The sequence below is a fragment of the Streptomyces sp. MMG1533 genome (assembly GCF_001279775.1).
Taxonomy (GTDB): Bacteria; Actinomycetota; Actinomycetes; order Streptomycetales; family Streptomycetaceae; genus Streptomyces.
The window spans coordinates 1-15,035 of sequence record NZ_LGDG01000271.1 but is presented as its reverse complement, the minus strand read 5'-3'; the positions used below and the strand labels follow the sequence as shown (position 1 = coordinate 15,035).

Below are 15,035 nucleotides of genomic sequence, written 5' to 3'. Positions count from 1 at the left end.
AACGGAGCCTCCACCTTGCGGAGTATGCGCGGGGGGTACGGATCGGCCCTCCGGTTGACCCCTGCACGCATCTCGTATCCCTACGCTGGGTTACGTGCAACGCCTCTATGACTTCCTCCGCAGGCACCCGACATGGGTCGACAGCTTCTGGGCCGTCTTCCTGTTCGGGATCTCGGTGGTGGGCGAAACAGCCCGTCAGGAGGCCCGGGGCACCGACTCCCCGGCGGTGGTCGTCCCGATCGTTCTCCTGTTGTGCCTGGTCATCGCACTGCGTCGGCGTATGCCGGAGAAGATGCTGCTGCTGGCCATCGGGCTCGGCGTGGCGCAGCTCGCGCTGAACGTGGAGACGACGGCAGCCGACTTCGCCATGCTGGTGATCGTCTACACGGTGGCCGCGACCGGCGCCCGCTGGGCATCCCGGGTCGCGTTGGCCGTGGGCCTGTGCGCGGCCCCTCTGGCGACACTCCGCTGGCCGAACGAGGACACGAGCGCCCTGGGCAACCTCGCGCTGATGATCTTCCAGGCGGTGCCGTTCGCGCTGGCCTGGGTGCTCGGCGACTCGATCCGCACCCGCCGCGCCTACTTCGCACAGCTCGAGGAGCGCAACGCGCGCCTGGAGAAGGAGCGCGAGGCCCAGGCGAAGGTCGCGGTCGCCGCCGAGCGCGCCCGGATCGCGCGCGAACTGCACGACGTGGTCGCGCACAACGTGTCGGTGATGGTGGTGCAGGCCGACGGCGCCGCCTACGTCCTCGACGCCGCCCCCGACCAGGCCAAGAAGGCCCTGGAGACGATCTCCTCCACCGGCCGCCAGGCCCTCGCCGAGATGCGCCGCCTGTTGGGTGTGCTGCGCACCGGCGAGCACCAGGAGGGCGGCGAGTACGTCCCGCAGCCCGACGTCGAGCAGATCGACGACCTCGTCGAGCAGTGCCGGGGGTCCGGCCTGCCCGTCGACTTCAAGATCGAGGGCACCCCGCGCCCCCTGCCCAGCGGCGTCGAGCTGACCGCCTACCGCATCGTGCAGGAGGCGCTCACCAACACCCGCAAGCACGGCGGACCGAACGCGGGCGCCAGCGTCCGCCTGGTCTACTTCGACGACGGGTTGGGACTGCTCGTCGAGGACGACGGCAAGGGCGCCCCGCACGAGCTGTACGAGGAGGGCGGCGCCGACGGGGCCGGCCACGGCCTGATCGGCATGCGCGAGCGGGTCGGCATGGTCGGCGGCACCCTGGACGCGGGCCCGCGCCCCGGCGGAGGATTCCGCATCAGTGCCCTGCTCCCGCTCAAGCCGGCGCACTGACGCCGACGTCTGTCCTTCACTGACACCTGTAACAACCCCTGAAAAAGAGAGGCCCCGATGACGATCCGCGTGATGCTCGTCGACGACCAGGTGCTGCTGCGCACCGGGTTCCGGATGGTGCTTGCCGCCCAGCCGGACATGGAGGTCGTCGCGGAAGCGGGTGACGGCGTCGAGGCCCTCCAGGTGCTGAGCTCGACCGCAGTCGACGTGGTGCTGATGGACGTCCGCATGCCGAAGCTCGACGGCGTGGAGACCACCCGCCGTATCTGCATGGAGTCCGACCCGCCGAAGGTACTGATCCTGACCACCTTCGACCTCGACGAGTACGCCTTCTCCGGGCTGAAGGCGGGTGCCTCCGGCTTCATGCTCAAGGACGTGCCACCCGGCGAGCTGCTGGCCGCCATCCGCGCGGTGCACAGCGGCGACGCGGTGGTGGCCCCCTCGACCACGCGCCGCCTGCTCGACCGCTTCGCGCCGATGCTGCCCAGCGCCGGCAAGGAACCCCAGTACAAGGAGCTGGAGCGGCTCACCGACCGTGAGCGCGAGGTCATGGTGCTGGTCGCCCAGGGCCTGTCCAACGGCGAGATCGCGGCCCGGCTCGTGCTGTCCGAGGCGACCGTCAAGACCCATGTGGGCCGCATCCTGACCAAGCTGGGGCTGCGGGACCGGGTGCAGGTGGTGGTCCTGGCGTACGAGACGGGGCTGGTCCGGGCGGGCGGTCACGGCTGAGGCGGGTCCCTGCCGTGCGTGGGGCTCGCTAGCGGAGTATCCCCTCCAGGAAGTCGCTGCCCAGCCGGGCCACCACCGTGACGTCCAGCTGGTGCAGGACGTACCGGCCGCGGCGGCGGGTGGTGACCAGGCCCGCCTTCTTCAGCACGCTCAGGTGCCGGGATATCTCGGGGGCCGTCATGCCGTGCACCTGCGCCAGCTCGCTCGTGGTGTACGCGCTGCGGGCCAGGTGGCGGCAGATCCGCATGCGGACGGGGTGCGAGAGGGCGGTCATCCTCAGGGCCAGCTGGCCCACCGAGGGCGGGTCGGCGAGCTCGGGTGATCCGACCGGGTAGTGCAGCGCCGGCTGCCAGCCGTACCGGTGCAGGACGCTCAGGTGGGGCCAGCCCAGACTCGTCGGGACGAGCAGCAGGCCGCCGTCCTCGGTCGCCGAGTGGCCGGTGCCCAGCTTGTCGATCGTGACCCGGGCGGCGGACTCGTCGAGCCGCACCGCGGGGGACACCGAGGCCAGCGCCTCGGCCGGGCCCTTGCGGCGCAGAAGGTCCGTCTTGTGGCGGGCGTCCGCCGCGAGCTGGTGCCGCAGCCGGGACCATGCCTCGGCGAAGAACGCCTCGTCGCAGTCCTCCAGGAACTGGCGCAGCCAGGCCCGGATCTGCGGCGGGTCGTCCAGCAGCCGCTCGCTGAACCGCACCTGCTGCGGTCCGCGCGATGCGGCCAGCTCCAGTGCGCGTCGGCGCACGTCCGCGTCCGAGAGCACATCGGGCCCGTGCGAGCAGTAGGGCAGCGCGCATGTGAACTCCAGGGCGGCGTCCACGAACTGCTCGTCCGACAGCTTGTCCAGCAGGTCGAGGTCCTCGGCGAGCGTGGCCCCCGGGAGCGTGCTGCGACCGGGGACGCCCGCGAAGGGCATGAACAGGTCGGAGAACGTCGTCCGCCACAGGAAGTCGGCCTCGCACATCCGGTCGGCCAGATGCGAGTCCAGCCCGGCGCTCACGCCCGTCACCCAGCCCTGCAGGCCCGGATGGTGCCCCGGCTCGGACAGCGCGTGCAGCGCCATGCCGAGCTCGGCCAGGGGCGAGGGCACGACGGCGATCCTCTCCGGCCGCAGCCCCGCGATGTCGATGTGCACGCCCATGCCCTCATGGTGCACCCCGCCACTGACAACGCCGCCCTCGATTGACGGCCGCCGTCAATCGACGCGACTTCGCCGCCGTACGGGGCGCAACGTGGGATCACCGGGGCAGCCGCGGAGCCCGATCCCCATCACTTGAAAGCGTCCCGAGAAGGCGATCCGCCATGACCATCACCCAGCAGTACCTCCTCGACACCTACCGGGCCCAGCGCCTCGGTACGCCCGCCCCGCCCGCGCCGGGCGCGCACGACTGGCAGGTCGTGCGCGAGCTGCACGACTACGGGCAGTTCCGTGCGGTCATCGCCGAGCGCCCGGCCCACAAGCGGATACGGCAGGCCCTGGGCCGGTGGCTGCGCCCGCGGGCGCGTCCTACTCGCTGACCGCCTCGACGGCTTCGTCGGCCACCTCGGTCACCCGCGCGACGAAGTCCGCGACCGCCGCCTTCACATCGTCGGCCGTCCACTCCAGGCCGCCGGCGCGCACGGTGACCTCGGTGATGCCCAGGCCCGGCCCGCCCCGGTCCCAGGGGACGCCGAAGAGCATGGTCTTCGTCTCCTCGGCCTGCCGTACGGCCGCCTCGGCGAGCACGTCCGGGTCGTACGGCAGCCAGACCTGGAACTCATGGGTGTGGGGCTCCTCCGGGAAGACGCGCGCCCACGGCACGCCGGCCTCGGCGAAGCCCTCGCGCAGCGCGGCGGCGACCACGCGCGCGTGGGACACGTACTCCGGCAGCCGGGGCAACTCGCGTTCCAGGCCCACGAGCGCCGACAGCACCGTGGGGAACTGCTGGAAGATCATGCCGCCGTACCGGTGCCGCCAGGTCTTCGCCTCCTCGACCAGCGTCCGCGGGCCGGCCAGCGCGGCGCCTCCGAAGCCGTCGAGGGACTTGTAGAACGACACGTAGACGCTGTCCGCCAGGCCCGCGATCTCGTCCAGCGGGCGGCCGAAGTGGACGGTGGACTCCCACAGGCGTGCGCCGTCGAAGTGCACCACCGCGTCGCGCTCGCGCGCCGCCTCCACGACCTCCGTCAGCTCCTCCCAGGAGGGCAGCACGAAACCGGCGTCCCTGAGGGGCAGTTCCAGCATCAGCGCCCCGAAGGGCTCCTCGAAGTCGCGCACCTCCTCGGCGGTCGGCAGCCGGGGCTCGCTCGTCAGGCGGACCGGGCGCAGCCCGGCGACCTCGCCGAACGCGCCTCGTTCGTGCACCTCGGGGTGGGCCAGCGCGTGCAGCGCCACCGTGCGGCTGCCGGTGCGGCCCGCCCAGCAGCGCAGGGCGATCTGCTGGGCCATCGTGCCGGTCGGGAAGAACGCGGCGGCCTCCGTGCCCAGCAGCGCGGCGACGCGGTCCTCCAGGGCCTCCACGACCCGGTTGCCGTACATGTCGCCGGGCTCGTCGAGGTCGTACACCTGGGGTGCCGCCTCCTGCAGCCACGCGAGCCGTTCGCGCAGGGTGCTGCGGAAGCCCGCTCGCGACAGGACGCGCTCCGCCCCCAGGTAGGCGGCCGCCCGCCGCTCCCGCAGCCGCTCCTGCGCCGACTGTTCCCCGCCCTGTTCCGCCGTGTCCGTCATGCTCCGGATCATGCCGTGCGGCGGTCCGCGCGGGCACGCGCATTTCCGCCGTCCCGCCGAGGGGTGCGGGCGTGCCGGGAAACCCACAGCCTGTGGACAACCGGACGCCCCCGGAACCGATCGCGTTAACATGACGAGAAATCGTCCGGTACCCAGAGCGGACTGGAACGGGAAGGCCGCCGTCGCGTGAGTACAGTCCACCAGCCAGATCCCAAGGACCGCCCCGCGCGGCTCACTGTCGGCGTCGTCGGCGCCGGCCGCGTGGGCCCCGCACTGGCCGCGTCCCTGCAACTCGCCGGACACCGCCCGGTGGCCGTCTCCGGGGTCTCGGACGCCTCCAGGAGGCGCGCCGCGCAGATGCTGCCCGACGTGCCGATCGTGCCGCCCGCCGAGGTCCTGGGGCGTGCCGACCTGGTGCTGCTGACCGTCCCCGACGACGCGCTGCCCGGGCTCGTCGAGGGCCTCGCCGAAACCGGGGCCGTGCGGCCGGGCCAGCTGCTGGTGCACACCTCGGGGCGGTACGGCGCGAAGGTCCTGGACCCCGCCCTGCGCGCGGGCGCGCTGCCGCTGGCCCTGCACCCGGCGATGACCTTCACCGGCACACCCGTGGACGTCCAGCGCCTGGCCGGCTGCTCCTTCGGCGTCACCGCGCCCGACGAGTTGCGGCTGGCGGCCGAGGCGCTGGTCATCGAGATGGGCGGCGAACCCGAGTGGATCGCCGAGGAGAACCGGCCGCTCTACCACGCGGCCCTCGCACTGGGCGCCAACCACCTGGTGACGCTGGTCGCCCAGTCCATGGAGCTGCTGCGCACGGCCGGCGTCGAGGCCCCCGACCGGATGCTCGGCCCGCTGCTCGGCGCGGCCCTCGACAACGCCCTGCGCTCCGGCGACTCGGCCCTCACCGGCCCCGTCGCGCGCGGGGACGCGGGCACGGTCGCCGCCCACGTCACCGAGCTGCGCAGGCACGCCCCGCAGACCGTCGCCGGCTACCTGGCGATGGCGCGCGCGACCGCGGACCGGGCGCTCGCCCACGGACTGCTGAAGCCGGAACTCGCGGAAGACCTTCTCGGGGTACTCGCCGACGGGACGACCGGGACGACCGGGACCAACGGCACCGAAGGGGACGCCCGATGACGATCGCCCTGCTGCGCACCGCCGACGAACTGCACGCACGCGTGCGCGTGGGCCGCCGCGCCGTCGTGATGACCATGGGCGCCCTGCACGAGGGCCACGCCACCCTGATCCGCACGGCCCGAGAGATCGCGGGACCGGACGGCGAGGTCGTGGTCACCGTCTTCGTGAACCCGCTGCAGTTCGGCGAGGGCGAGGACCTCGACCGCTACCCGCGCACCCTGGACGCCGACCTCAAGATCGCCGAGGACTCGGGCGCGGACGCCGTGTTCGCCCCCGGTGTCGAGGAGGTCTACCCGGGCGGCGAGCCCCAGGTCCGCATCAGCGCCGGCCCCATGGGGGAGCGCCTGGAGGGCGCCTCGCGCCCCGGCCACTTCGACGGCATGCTCACCGTCGTCGCCAAGCTGCTGCACCTCACCCGCCCCGACGTCGCCCTGTACGGCCAGAAGGACGCCCAGCAGCTCGCCCTGATCCGCCGCATGGCGCGGGACCTGAACTTCGGCGTCGAGATCGTCGGCGTACCGACCGTGCGCGAGGAGGACGGCCTCGCGCTGTCCAGCCGCAACCGCTACCTCAAGCCCGAGGAGCGGCGCACGGCACTCGCGCTGTCCCGGGCGCTGTTCGCGGGCCGCGACCGCCATGCGGCGCAGGAGGCGCTGAGCGCGCGGGCACGCGAGGTGCCCGCCACGCACGCGCGTGCCGAGGCGCTGAGCGCCATAGGGGAGTCCCGCGCGGCGGCCGACACCCACGCCGTCGCCAAGTCCCGCCCGTCGCCCGCCACCGCCCCTGGCGGAGACGCTTCGCATCGCTCCGCCCATGCGGGCGGTCCCGCGGCCGTTCGCGCAGCCGCCCGCCTGGTCCTGGACGAGGCCGCCCGTCTCAATCCGCCGCTGGCCCTGGACTACCTGGCCCTCGTCGACCCGTCCGACTTCGCCGAGATCGAGGACGGCTTCACCGGCGAGGCCGTCCTCGCCGTCGCCGCCCGGGTCGGGACGACCCGGTTGATCGACAACATCCCCCTCACCTTCGGAGCCGCCTCGTGACCAGCACAGGCATACGACTGCACGCGCCCGCACCCGGTTGGTCCATCGACGCGGACGTGGTCGTCGTCGGCTCCGGAGTCGCCGGTCTCACCGCCGCTCTGCGCTGCGAGGCCGAGGGCCTCAGGACGGTCGTCGTCACCAAGGCCCGCCTCGACGACGGCTCCACCCGCTGGGCGCAGGGCGGCATCGCCGCGGCCCTCGGCGACGGCGACACCCCCGAACAGCACCTGGACGACACCCTGGTGGCGGGCGCGGGCCTGTGCGACGAGGAAGCCGTCCGGATCCTCGTCACCGAGGGCCCCGACGCCGTACGCCGGCTCATCGAGACCGGCGCCCACTTCGACGAGTCCGAAGAGGGCCGACTGGAACTGACCCGCGAGGGCGGCCACCACCGCCGCCGCATCGCCCACGCGGGCGGCGACGCGACCGGCGCCGAGATCTCCCGGGCACTGGTCGAGGCCGTACGCGCGCGTGGCCTGCGCACGGTCGAGAACGCGCTCGTCCTGGACCTCCTCACGGACGCCGACGGCCGTACCGCGGGCGTGACCCTGCACGTCATGGGCGAGGGCCAGCACGACGGCGTGGGCGCCGTGCACGCCCCCGCGGTCGTCCTCGCGACCGGCGGCATGGGCCAGGTCTTCTCGGCGACCACCAACCCGTCCGTGTCGACCGGCGACGGCGTGGCGCTCGCCCTGCGCGCCGGCGCGCAGGTCTCGGACCTCGAGTTCGTGCAGTTCCACCCGACCGTGCTCTTCCTGGGCGCGGACGCGGAGGGCCAGCAGCCGCTGGTCTCCGAGGCGGTACGCGGTGAAGGCGCCCACCTGGTGGACGCCGACGGCGTGCGCTTCATGGTCGGCCAGCACGAACTCGCCGAACTCGCGCCCCGGGACATCGTCGCCAAGGGCATCATGCGCCGCATGCAGGAGCGGGACGCCGAGCAGATGTTCCTCGACGCCCGGCACTTCGGCGCCGACATGTGGGAGCACCGCTTCCCGACGATCCTCGCCGCCTGCCGCGCCCACGGCATCGACCCTGTCCACGAGCCCATCCCGGTCGCCCCGGCCGCCCACTACGCCTCCGGTGGCGTCCGCACCGACTCCCAGGGCCGTACGACCGTCCCCGGCCTGTACGCGTGCGGCGAGGTCGCCTGCACCGGTGTGCACGGCGCGAACCGGCTCGCGTCGAACTCCCTCCTGGAGGGCCTCGTCTACGCCGAGCGCATCGCCGCCGACATCGTGGCCCGCCGGGCGGAGAACGGCCTCCACGCGCGCGTGCCCGTGCCCGTCGAGCACCCCGAGAAGCCCGCGCACCCTCTGCTCGCGCCCGAGGCCCGGTTCGCGATCCAGCGGACCATGACGCAGGGCGCGGGCGTCCTGCGCTCCGCCGAGTCCCTCGCGACGGCCGCGGACACCCTCCAGCGGCTGCACAGCGAGGCCCGTGACGCGCTCGACGAGAACGGCAAGACCGCCGAGCCCGGCGTCGACACCTGGGAGGCCACCAACCTCCTGTGCGTCGCCCGCGTCCTGGTCGCCGCCGCGCTCCTGCGCGAGGAGACCCGCGGCTGTCACTGGCGCGAGGACCACGCCGAGCGCGACGACACGACCTGGCGCCGCCACATCGTCGTACGGCTGAATCCCGACCGGACGCTGGCCGTACACACCACGGACACTCCAGACTTCCCCCCGACCCGGCAGCAGCAGCCCCACCGTCCCCAGGAGCAGTGACAGAAGTGAGCACCCCCGACCTTCCCCTCGCCCAGAGCGGCGGCTGCGGCGACGGCTGTGCCTGCGGCGCGGACGCCGAAGCGGAGTACCTGGAGTGCGGGCTCGACCCCGCGCTCGCGCAGCTCCTGGCCGACGCGGGACTCGACCCCGTGGAGGTCGAGGACATCGCCAATGTCGCCATCCAGGAGGACCTCGACCACGGAGTGGACGTGACGACGGTCGCGACCATCCCCGAGGACGCCGTCGCCACCGCCGACTTCACCGCGCGCGAGGCGGGCGTCGTGGCGGGCCTGAGGGTCGCCGAAGCGGTCGTCTCGGTCGTCTGCACGGACGAGTTCGAGGTCGAGCGGCACGTGGAGGACGGCGACCGCGTGGAGGCCGGGCAGAAGCTCCTGTCGGTCACCACGCGCACGCGTGACCTGCTCACCGCCGAACGCAGCGCGCTCAACCTCCTGTGCCGGCTGTCGGGCATCGCGACCGCCACGCGCGCGTGGGCGGACCTCCTGGACGGCACCAAGGCGCGCGTGCGGGACACCCGCAAGACGACGCCGGGGCTCAGGTCGTTGGAGAAGTACGCGGTGCGCTGCGGCGGCGGCGTCAACCACCGCATGTCGCTGTCCGACGCGGCCCTGGTCAAGGACAACCACGTGGTCGCCGCGGGCGGCGTCGCACAGGCCTTCAAGGCCGTACGGGAGGCCTTCCCGGACGTACCGATCGAGGTCGAGGTCGACACCCTGCACCAGCTGCGGGAGGTCGTGGACGCCGGTGCGGATCTGATCCTGCTGGACAACTTCACGCCGGGGGAGTGCGAGGAGGCGGTCGCCGTCGTCCACGGGCGCGCCGCGCTGGAGGCGTCGGGGCGGCTCACCCTCGACAACGCCAAGGCGTACGCGGACACCGGCGTCGACTACCTCGCCGTGGGGGCCCTGACCCACTCCTCGCCGATCCTGGACATCGGCCTGGACCTGCGCGAGGCGGAGTAGTCGCGATGCTCCTCACGATCGACGTAGGCAACACGCACACGGTTCTGGGCCTGTTCGACGGCGAGGACATCGTCGAACACTGGCGGATCTCGACGGACGCGCGCCGGACGGCGGACGAGCTGGCGGTCCTCCTCCAAGGCCTGATGGGCATGCACCCGCTCCTCGGGGACGAACTGGGCGACGGCATCGACGGCATCGCGATCTGCGCGACGGTTCCGTCCGTGCTGCACGAGCTGCGTGAGGTGACGCGGCGGTACTACGGCGACGTGCCGGCCGTGCTCGTCGAGCCGGGCGTCAAGACCGGGGTGCCGATCCTGACCGACAACCCCAAGGAGGTCGGCGCGGACCGGATCATCAACGCGGTGGCGGCGGTCGAGCTGTACGGGGGGCCCGCGATCGTCGTGGACTTCGGTACGGCCACGACGTTCGACGCGGTGTCCGCGCGCGGGGAGTACATCGGTGGCGTCATCGCGCCCGGTATCGAGATCTCCGTGGAGGCGCTGGGCGTCAAGGGTGCGCAGCTTCGGAAGATCGAGGTGGCCCGGCCGCGGAGTGTGATCGGGAAGAACACGGTCGAGGCGATGCAGTCGGGGATCATCTACGGGTTCGCGGGCCAGGTCGACGGGGTGGTGAACCGGATGGCCCGGGAGCTGGCGGAGGATCCGGAGGATGTGACGGTGATCGCCACGGGGGGACTGGCGCCGATGGTGCTGGGCGAGTCGTCCGTGATCGATGAGCACGAGCCGTGGCTGACGTTGATCGGGTTGCGGTTGGTGTACGAGCGGAACGTGTCGCGGATGTGAGGCGGGGTGGGGGTACCCGCGGGATGTTTCTCGCCCCCGCCGCCCCTACCCGTCCCATCCCCAGGGGCTGCGCCCCTTCGACCCCCTGGGGCTGCGGCCCCGGGCCCTCCAGGGGCTGCGCCCCTTTGACCCTCTGGGGCTGCGCCCCGGGCCCCTCTGGGGCTGCGGCCCCGGGCCCCTGGGGCTGTGGGCCCTTGCCCCCGAGGTCGAGCCCCTGAACCCCTGGGGTTGCTGGCCCCTGGCCCCCGAGGTCGAGCCCCTGAACCCCTGGGGTTGCTGGCCCCTGGCCCCCTAGGTCCTCTGTGGCTTTGCCCCTGGGCCCGTGGCCCGTGGCCCGTGGCCCCTCGCCCCTCGCCCCTCGCCCCTCGCCCCTCGCCCCTGGCCCCTGGCCCCTGGGCCCTCTGTGGTTTCACCCCTGGCCCCGGCCCCTCTGTGGCTTCGCCCCCTGGGCTGCATCCCAGCCCCCTTTCGACCCGAAGCGCCTCGTCCTAAATGTCGGGCGGGCCGGACTCCGGATGTCTGTGGGGGCGGCCGGCTGGGTGGCTCGGTGCGCCACACCCGGCTGACCTATGTCGAGTTTGTCTGATTAGCGCGTATCGTCGCCGCATGCCCACGCCATACGGATCCCGCGGCGGCATGGCGTTCGGTGTGGAGGAGCTGCGTGTGCTCCGCCGCGCTCTCGCCCTCGCCCTGCACCCCACGCCCGCCTCGGCCGAGGACGTCCAGGACTGTCTCCATCTCTCCGAGTCCCTCGACGAGGCGATGCGTGAGGGCGCCCGGCTGCGTGCCTTCCTGGTGGCCGACCTCGCCCGGTACCGCGCCGCCCTGCCCGGCACCGCCGCCGGTTACCTCACGCTCCTCGAGGAGGCCCTGAGCGCCGGGTATCGCCCGGACCCCGACGATCTGGCCGCGCTTCGCGCCCTGCGCGGCAACCCCGTCGCGGCCGCTCTCCTGCACCGCTGCCAGGTCCTTGCCGAACAGGACGTACGCGCCCGCCTGGCGCGTCGTGGGGCTCGCGCGACGGCACGGCCCACCCCGACGGTGCCGGCCTCTCGTACGCGCCTTCTGGCGCTGCCAGGGGGGCTCTCCGAGGCACCCGAGGACCTCTCCGAGCGGCTGGTCGAGAGTGGTGCGGAGGGACGCGTCGGGCGAGCCGTCGAGGGGGGTGGCGCTCAGGAGCTCGCCGGGAGTCTCGTCGGCGCGCTCGCCAAGGATCCCGCCCCCGGCCCCGTCAAGAAGCCCGCGCAGAAGCCAGCCGAGCGGCCCGAGCGGCCCGCTCCCAAGCCCGCGGTGCCGGACGCTCCCAAGCCGTCGCGGCCCATTCCCACCCCGGGCGAGGTCTTTCCCCGCCGCAAACCCGCCCCGCCGCCTGCCGACTCTCGGCAGCAGCTCGCCGCCGGCTGACGGCGTCCGGCCCGTTTCGCCCCACCCCGGCCCGTTCGTCGTCCTGCGCGTGGCTACTCTGGACGCATGGACTACGTCTCCGCGCTCGTGCCCCCGGTCGTCATGGCCGTGTTCTTCATCGGTGTGATCCGGGTGATCGTGAAGACCCAGGGCGGGGCCAACAAGGCCAAGGAGGACGCGGCCGTGGATGCCGCCCTCGCGCGCGCGGAGGGGGCTCGTCAGGCCTCCGCCTCCAGCAGGACCGAGGCCTGAGACAAGGCCTGTGACCGGGGCCCGAAGGGCCCGGTCTCGTCGGCGTACGGCTCGCAGATTTTTCGAGTCGTACGCCCTTTTTGTGCCGTTTGTCGATGAAAGCGCACGTCCGCCACGCGAATGCCGGGAACTCCCACTATTGTGCTGAGCTGTGCCTCGCCCATTGGGAGAACTCGAAGACGCGGTCATGACGCGGGTGTGGAAGTGGAACCGCCCGGTGACCGTTCGAGAAGTCCTGGAAGACCTTCAGCAGGAACGGTCCATCGCCTACACCACGGTGATGACCGTTTTGGACAATCTCCATCAGAAGGGCTGGGTGCGTCGTGAGGCGGAAGGCCGGGCCTATCGATATGAGGCGGTCTCCACCAGGGCCGCCTACGCCGCCGCTCTGATGAACGACGCCTGGTCCCAGAGCGACAACCCCGCAGCCGCACTCGTCGCCTTCTTCGGGATGATGAGCGAGGAACAGCGTCACGCCCTGACGGACGCCGTCCGGATGGTGCAGGGTCCGGAAACGCCCGAAGCCGCTCCGTCGACCGCCGCCCATACCGTCGAGGAGAACGCCGAGGAGAACCCCGGCTCGGCAGCGGAGGGCGGCGGGCGATAGCGTCCGCACATGTCAGCAGAGAGCTCAGCGGAGAGTGCCTCCGCGGAGAGTCCCGAAGTCACCGCAAAAGCCATCACCGTCCGGCGGGCCCGCACGGGCGATGTCCCGGCCGTACGACGACTCCTTGACGCGTACGTCCGCGGCGGCATCCTGCTCGACAAAGCGACGGTGACTCTTTACGAGGACATCCAGGAGTTCTGGGTCGCCGAACGCGACGACAACGCCGAGGTCGTCGGCTGTGGTGCCCTGCACGTGATGTGGGAAGACCTCGCGGAAGTCCGCACTCTCGCCGTGAAGCCCGGCCTGAAGGGCGCCGGCGTCGGCCATCAGTTGCTGGAGAAGTTGCTGCACACCGCGCGCTGGCTCGGTGTTCGTCGCGTTTTCTGTCTGACCTTCGAAGTCGACTTCTTCGGCAAGCACGGCTTCGTCGAGATCGGTGAGACACCCGTGGACACCGATGTCTACGCGGAGCTACTGCGTTCCTATGACGAAGGCGTGGCGGAGTTCCTCGGTCTCGAACGAGTGAAACCGAACACCTTGGGCAACAGCCGGATGCTTCTGCATCTGTGATCGTCCGGCGCTGACAAGGCGCGAAGGCATGACAAGGGCCGCAAGCGAGACCTATTCCGGCGGAGCTCGCCCTGCCCAGGTTCCCTATGTCCGAAACGCGCATGTTTCCGGACTGGAGCAGGACCGGCAGTCTCTGCCGGGGGTTTGTGTTTTCCAGGCAAAAGCGGTTTGCTTTCCGACGTACTGCAGTACTGCATATAACAGGGGACGGCGAAACGGCGGACGCCGCAGGCCCCCGGCCCTCAAGTATTGGATGAAAGGAAATCCGGTGGCACAGAAGGTTCAGGTCCTTCTTGTCGATGACCTCGACGGCGGCGAGGCGGACGAGACCGTCACGTTCGCGTTGGACGGCAAGACGTACGAGATCGATCTCACGACCGCCAATGCGGACAAGCTGCGCGGCCTTCTCGAGCCTTACGTGAAGGGTGGTCGTCGTACCGGAGGTCGTACTTCGGGTGGACGCGGAAAGGCGCGGGCCGCTTCCGGCGGCAGCCAGGACACCGCGCAGATCCGCGCATGGGCCAAGGAGAACGGTTACGAGGTCAATGACCGCGGCCGTGTTCCCGCGACCATTCGTGAGGCATACGAGAAGGCCAACGGCTGATCACGGCTCACGGTACTTACGGTCAGGTGAGCTGCTGCGCGCACGCGCGTCGTAGCCGCATACGGTGGCAGTGCGTCGCCACCGTGGCCACAACTCGCACGAGATCGGGGGCGCCCCCACCGCCCCCCACGGCCGGCAAGGTCGGCAGCGAGGCCTCGACCTCGCACCCGGGCACGGGGGGCCGCAGCCATACGGCGGCCCCCTGCTCGGCTCCTGAGTAGCCCAGGCCCGGCGGCAGCGGGGGCACCCCCGCCCGGCCCGGCTCCGGGGGCAATGGCGCGTCCATGGCGCCGCCCTCGCCGATCGCCGTGAGGTCGAGCGCCAGCGCTCCCCACTCCAGCCAGTCCAGGACCCCGGGCACCTCCTCCGCGCCGCCCGCCGCCACCAGCAGCCGCATCCGGTCACCCCGCAGGGCCACCGGAGAGCCAGGCGCGAGGTGCCTCAGTGCCGGCCGGCCCGCCTCTGCCGGCACGTCCAGGACGTCGAAGCGCGGGCCCACGCGGAGCCGTACCGGAGATTCGGGGTCATTCGCGCTCGCGGGCACCGTCGGCCAGCCCAGTTCGTTCTCGTACCACCGGCGGACCTGATTTCTCGGATCGAGAGGCCGCCGGGGGCGGGGGACCGTGGTGAGTTCGGTGGTGACCGGGGGGAGGGAGCCAAACATGCCAAGTGCAACCGTCGGAAGAGCCTGCAAGTTACGCTGGGTGCGCTTTTGAATGCGCAGAGTGTCGAAAAGAATGTCGAAAGAGGCGCGTGCGGGGGTGGGGGAGGCACGAGGTTGTTCGCCCATAGCGGAGGGAACCGGGGCGAGCGGCATGGAGTGTCAGTCCCAGCGGGTAAGACATCCCTAGTGGGAGGGGGCGACACGCAGGACAGGCCGTCTCACGTTCGCCATCGGCGTACTGGCGGTAGGGGTATCTGCCTGGCCTGCGGGAACATCGTCTCGCACCATCAGGTTGGAGTAGATGTCGGCGTTCGGGGTCAGGAGGCCATCGACGGTGTCGGCAGTTGGAATGAGCGGTCCCCGCTTGCGGGACTAAGCTGCGGAAGGACAGGGAGGGGAAGTTCCCCCCACTGCCTGACCGCTCTGAGGAGCGATTAACGATGTTCGAGAGGTTCACCGACCGCGCGCGGCGGGTTGTCGTCCTGGCTCAGGAAGAAGCCCGGATGCTCAACCACAACTACAT

At 71.8% G+C, this 15,035-nt stretch carries 16 protein-coding genes; 13 read left to right on the top strand and 3 right to left on the bottom strand.

The window, feature by feature from the left end; translation table 11 throughout:
• Positions 1-94 precede the first annotated feature (94 nt).
• Positions 95-1,297 (top strand): sensor histidine kinase, encoded by a 1,203-nt coding sequence (locus ADK57_RS41705; RefSeq protein WP_053754961.1) that lies wholly within the window; start codon positions 95-97, stop codon positions 1,295-1,297.
• Between the two features lie 57 nt (positions 1,298-1,354).
• Entirely contained in the window at positions 1,355-2,026 is a 672-nt protein-coding gene (locus ADK57_RS41700; protein WP_053754960.1) for a response regulator, read from the top strand.
• Positions 2,027-2,054: 28 nt separating this feature from the next.
• On the opposite strand, the gene ADK57_RS41695 is transcribed toward ADK57_RS41700, so the two are convergent.
• Positions 2,055-3,161, bottom strand: a complete 1,107-nt coding sequence (locus tag ADK57_RS41695; RefSeq protein WP_053754959.1) for a DUF5937 family protein — start codon at positions 3,159-3,161, stop codon at positions 2,055-2,057.
• 161 nt (positions 3,162-3,322) lie between these two features.
• Between ADK57_RS41695 and ADK57_RS49570 the strand changes: the two genes are divergently transcribed.
• Positions 3,323-3,538 (top strand): hypothetical protein, encoded by a 216-nt coding sequence (locus ADK57_RS49570; protein ID WP_053754958.1) that lies wholly within the window; start codon positions 3,323-3,325, stop codon positions 3,536-3,538.
• Here ADK57_RS49570 and ADK57_RS41685 read toward each other — a convergent pair.
• The gene (locus ADK57_RS41685; RefSeq protein ID WP_078973635.1) at positions 3,528-4,727 is read right to left on the bottom strand and encodes a threonine aldolase family protein; all 1,200 of its coding nucleotides are present in this window, start codon (positions 4,725-4,727) and stop codon (positions 3,528-3,530) included. The genes ADK57_RS49570 and ADK57_RS41685 overlap by 11 nt on opposite strands.
• A gap of 186 nt (positions 4,728-4,913) precedes the next feature.
• On the opposite strand from ADK57_RS41685, the gene ADK57_RS41680 reads away from it, so the two are divergent.
• The 10 genes from ADK57_RS41680 to ADK57_RS41635 all read left to right on the top strand — a co-directional run bounded on the left by ADK57_RS41680 (position 4,914) and on the right by ADK57_RS41635 (position 13,848).
• Entirely contained in the window at positions 4,914-5,861 is a 948-nt protein-coding gene (locus ADK57_RS41680) for a Rossmann-like and DUF2520 domain-containing protein (RefSeq protein ID WP_053754956.1), read from the top strand.
• Positions 5,858-6,901 carry a pantoate--beta-alanine ligase gene (gene panC, locus ADK57_RS41675; RefSeq protein ID WP_053754955.1) on the top strand — a complete coding sequence of 348 codons (1,044 nt, stop codon included), beginning with the start codon at positions 5,858-5,860 and terminating at the stop codon, positions 6,899-6,901. The genes ADK57_RS41680 and panC overlap by 4 nt, the downstream gene beginning before the upstream one ends.
• Positions 6,898-8,625: an L-aspartate oxidase gene (locus ADK57_RS41670; RefSeq protein WP_053754954.1), complete on the top strand. Its 1,728-nt coding sequence runs from the start codon at positions 6,898-6,900 to the stop codon at positions 8,623-8,625. The genes panC and ADK57_RS41670 overlap by 4 nt, the downstream gene beginning before the upstream one ends.
• Before the next feature lie 5 nt (positions 8,626-8,630).
• Entirely contained in the window at positions 8,631-9,608 is a 978-nt protein-coding gene (gene nadC / locus ADK57_RS41665) for a carboxylating nicotinate-nucleotide diphosphorylase (RefSeq protein ID WP_053754953.1), read from the top strand.
• A gap of 5 nt (positions 9,609-9,613) precedes the next feature.
• On the top strand, positions 9,614-10,411 hold the full coding sequence (locus ADK57_RS41660; protein WP_053754952.1) for a type III pantothenate kinase: 798 nt from the start codon (positions 9,614-9,616) through the stop codon (positions 10,409-10,411).
• 636 nt (positions 10,412-11,047) lie between these two features.
• Positions 11,048-11,815 (top strand): hypothetical protein, encoded by a 768-nt coding sequence (locus ADK57_RS41655; protein ID WP_053754951.1) that lies wholly within the window; start codon positions 11,048-11,050, stop codon positions 11,813-11,815.
• A gap of 66 nt (positions 11,816-11,881) precedes the next feature.
• On the top strand, positions 11,882-12,067 hold the full coding sequence (locus ADK57_RS41650) for a hypothetical protein (RefSeq protein WP_053754950.1): 186 nt from the start codon (positions 11,882-11,884) through the stop codon (positions 12,065-12,067).
• A gap of 187 nt (positions 12,068-12,254) precedes the next feature.
• Positions 12,255-12,674, top strand: a complete 420-nt coding sequence (locus ADK57_RS41645) for a BlaI/MecI/CopY family transcriptional regulator (protein WP_053754984.1) — start codon at positions 12,255-12,257, stop codon at positions 12,672-12,674.
• A 9-nt stretch (positions 12,675-12,683) separates the two neighbouring features.
• Positions 12,684-13,244 carry an amino-acid N-acetyltransferase gene (locus ADK57_RS41640; protein ID WP_053754949.1) on the top strand — a complete coding sequence of 187 codons (561 nt, stop codon included), beginning with the start codon at positions 12,684-12,686 and terminating at the stop codon, positions 13,242-13,244.
• Positions 13,245-13,512: 268 nt separating this feature from the next.
• Positions 13,513-13,848 carry a histone-like nucleoid-structuring protein Lsr2 gene (locus ADK57_RS41635; protein ID WP_053754948.1) on the top strand — a complete coding sequence of 112 codons (336 nt, stop codon included), beginning with the start codon at positions 13,513-13,515 and terminating at the stop codon, positions 13,846-13,848.
• A gap of 22 nt (positions 13,849-13,870) precedes the next feature.
• Here the strand turns inward: ADK57_RS41635 and ADK57_RS41630 are convergent, their stop codons facing one another.
• Complete coding sequence (locus tag ADK57_RS41630; protein ID WP_053754947.1) at positions 13,871-14,512, bottom strand: SCO3374 family protein; 642 nt, start codon at positions 14,510-14,512, stop codon at positions 13,871-13,873.
• Positions 14,513-15,035: the final 523 nt, after the last annotated feature.

What these genes read in the sequence shown, in the direction of transcription:
- ADK57_RS41650 (WP_053754950.1), top strand. Translation starts at nt 11,882, where the DNA reads ATGGACTACGTCTCCGCGCTCGTGCCCCCGGTCGTCATGGCCGTGTTC.
- ADK57_RS41660 (WP_053754952.1), top strand. Translation starts at nt 9,614, where the DNA reads ATGCTCCTCACGATCGACGTAGGCAACACGCACACGGTTCTGGGCCTG.
- ADK57_RS41630 (WP_053754947.1), bottom strand. Translation starts at nt 14,512, where the DNA reads ATGTTTGGCTCCCTCCCCCCGGTCACCACCGAACTCACCACGGTCCCC.
- ADK57_RS41700 (WP_053754960.1), top strand. Translation starts at nt 1,355, where the DNA reads ATGACGATCCGCGTGATGCTCGTCGACGACCAGGTGCTGCTGCGCACC.
- ADK57_RS41640 (WP_053754949.1), top strand. Translation starts at nt 12,684, where the DNA reads ATGTCAGCAGAGAGCTCAGCGGAGAGTGCCTCCGCGGAGAGTCCCGAA.
- ADK57_RS41685 (WP_078973635.1), bottom strand. Translation starts at nt 4,727, where the DNA reads ATGACGGACACGGCGGAACAGGGCGGGGAACAGTCGGCGCAGGAGCGG.
- ADK57_RS41655 (WP_053754951.1), top strand. Translation starts at nt 11,048, where the DNA reads ATGGCGTTCGGTGTGGAGGAGCTGCGTGTGCTCCGCCGCGCTCTCGCC.
- ADK57_RS41695 (WP_053754959.1), bottom strand. Translation starts at nt 3,161, where the DNA reads ATGGGCGTGCACATCGACATCGCGGGGCTGCGGCCGGAGAGGATCGCC.
- ADK57_RS41645 (WP_053754984.1), top strand. Translation starts at nt 12,255, where the DNA reads ATGACGCGGGTGTGGAAGTGGAACCGCCCGGTGACCGTTCGAGAAGTC.
- ADK57_RS49570 (WP_053754958.1), top strand. Translation starts at nt 3,323, where the DNA reads ATGACCATCACCCAGCAGTACCTCCTCGACACCTACCGGGCCCAGCGC.
- panC (WP_053754955.1), top strand. Translation starts at nt 5,858, where the DNA reads ATGACGATCGCCCTGCTGCGCACCGCCGACGAACTGCACGCACGCGTG.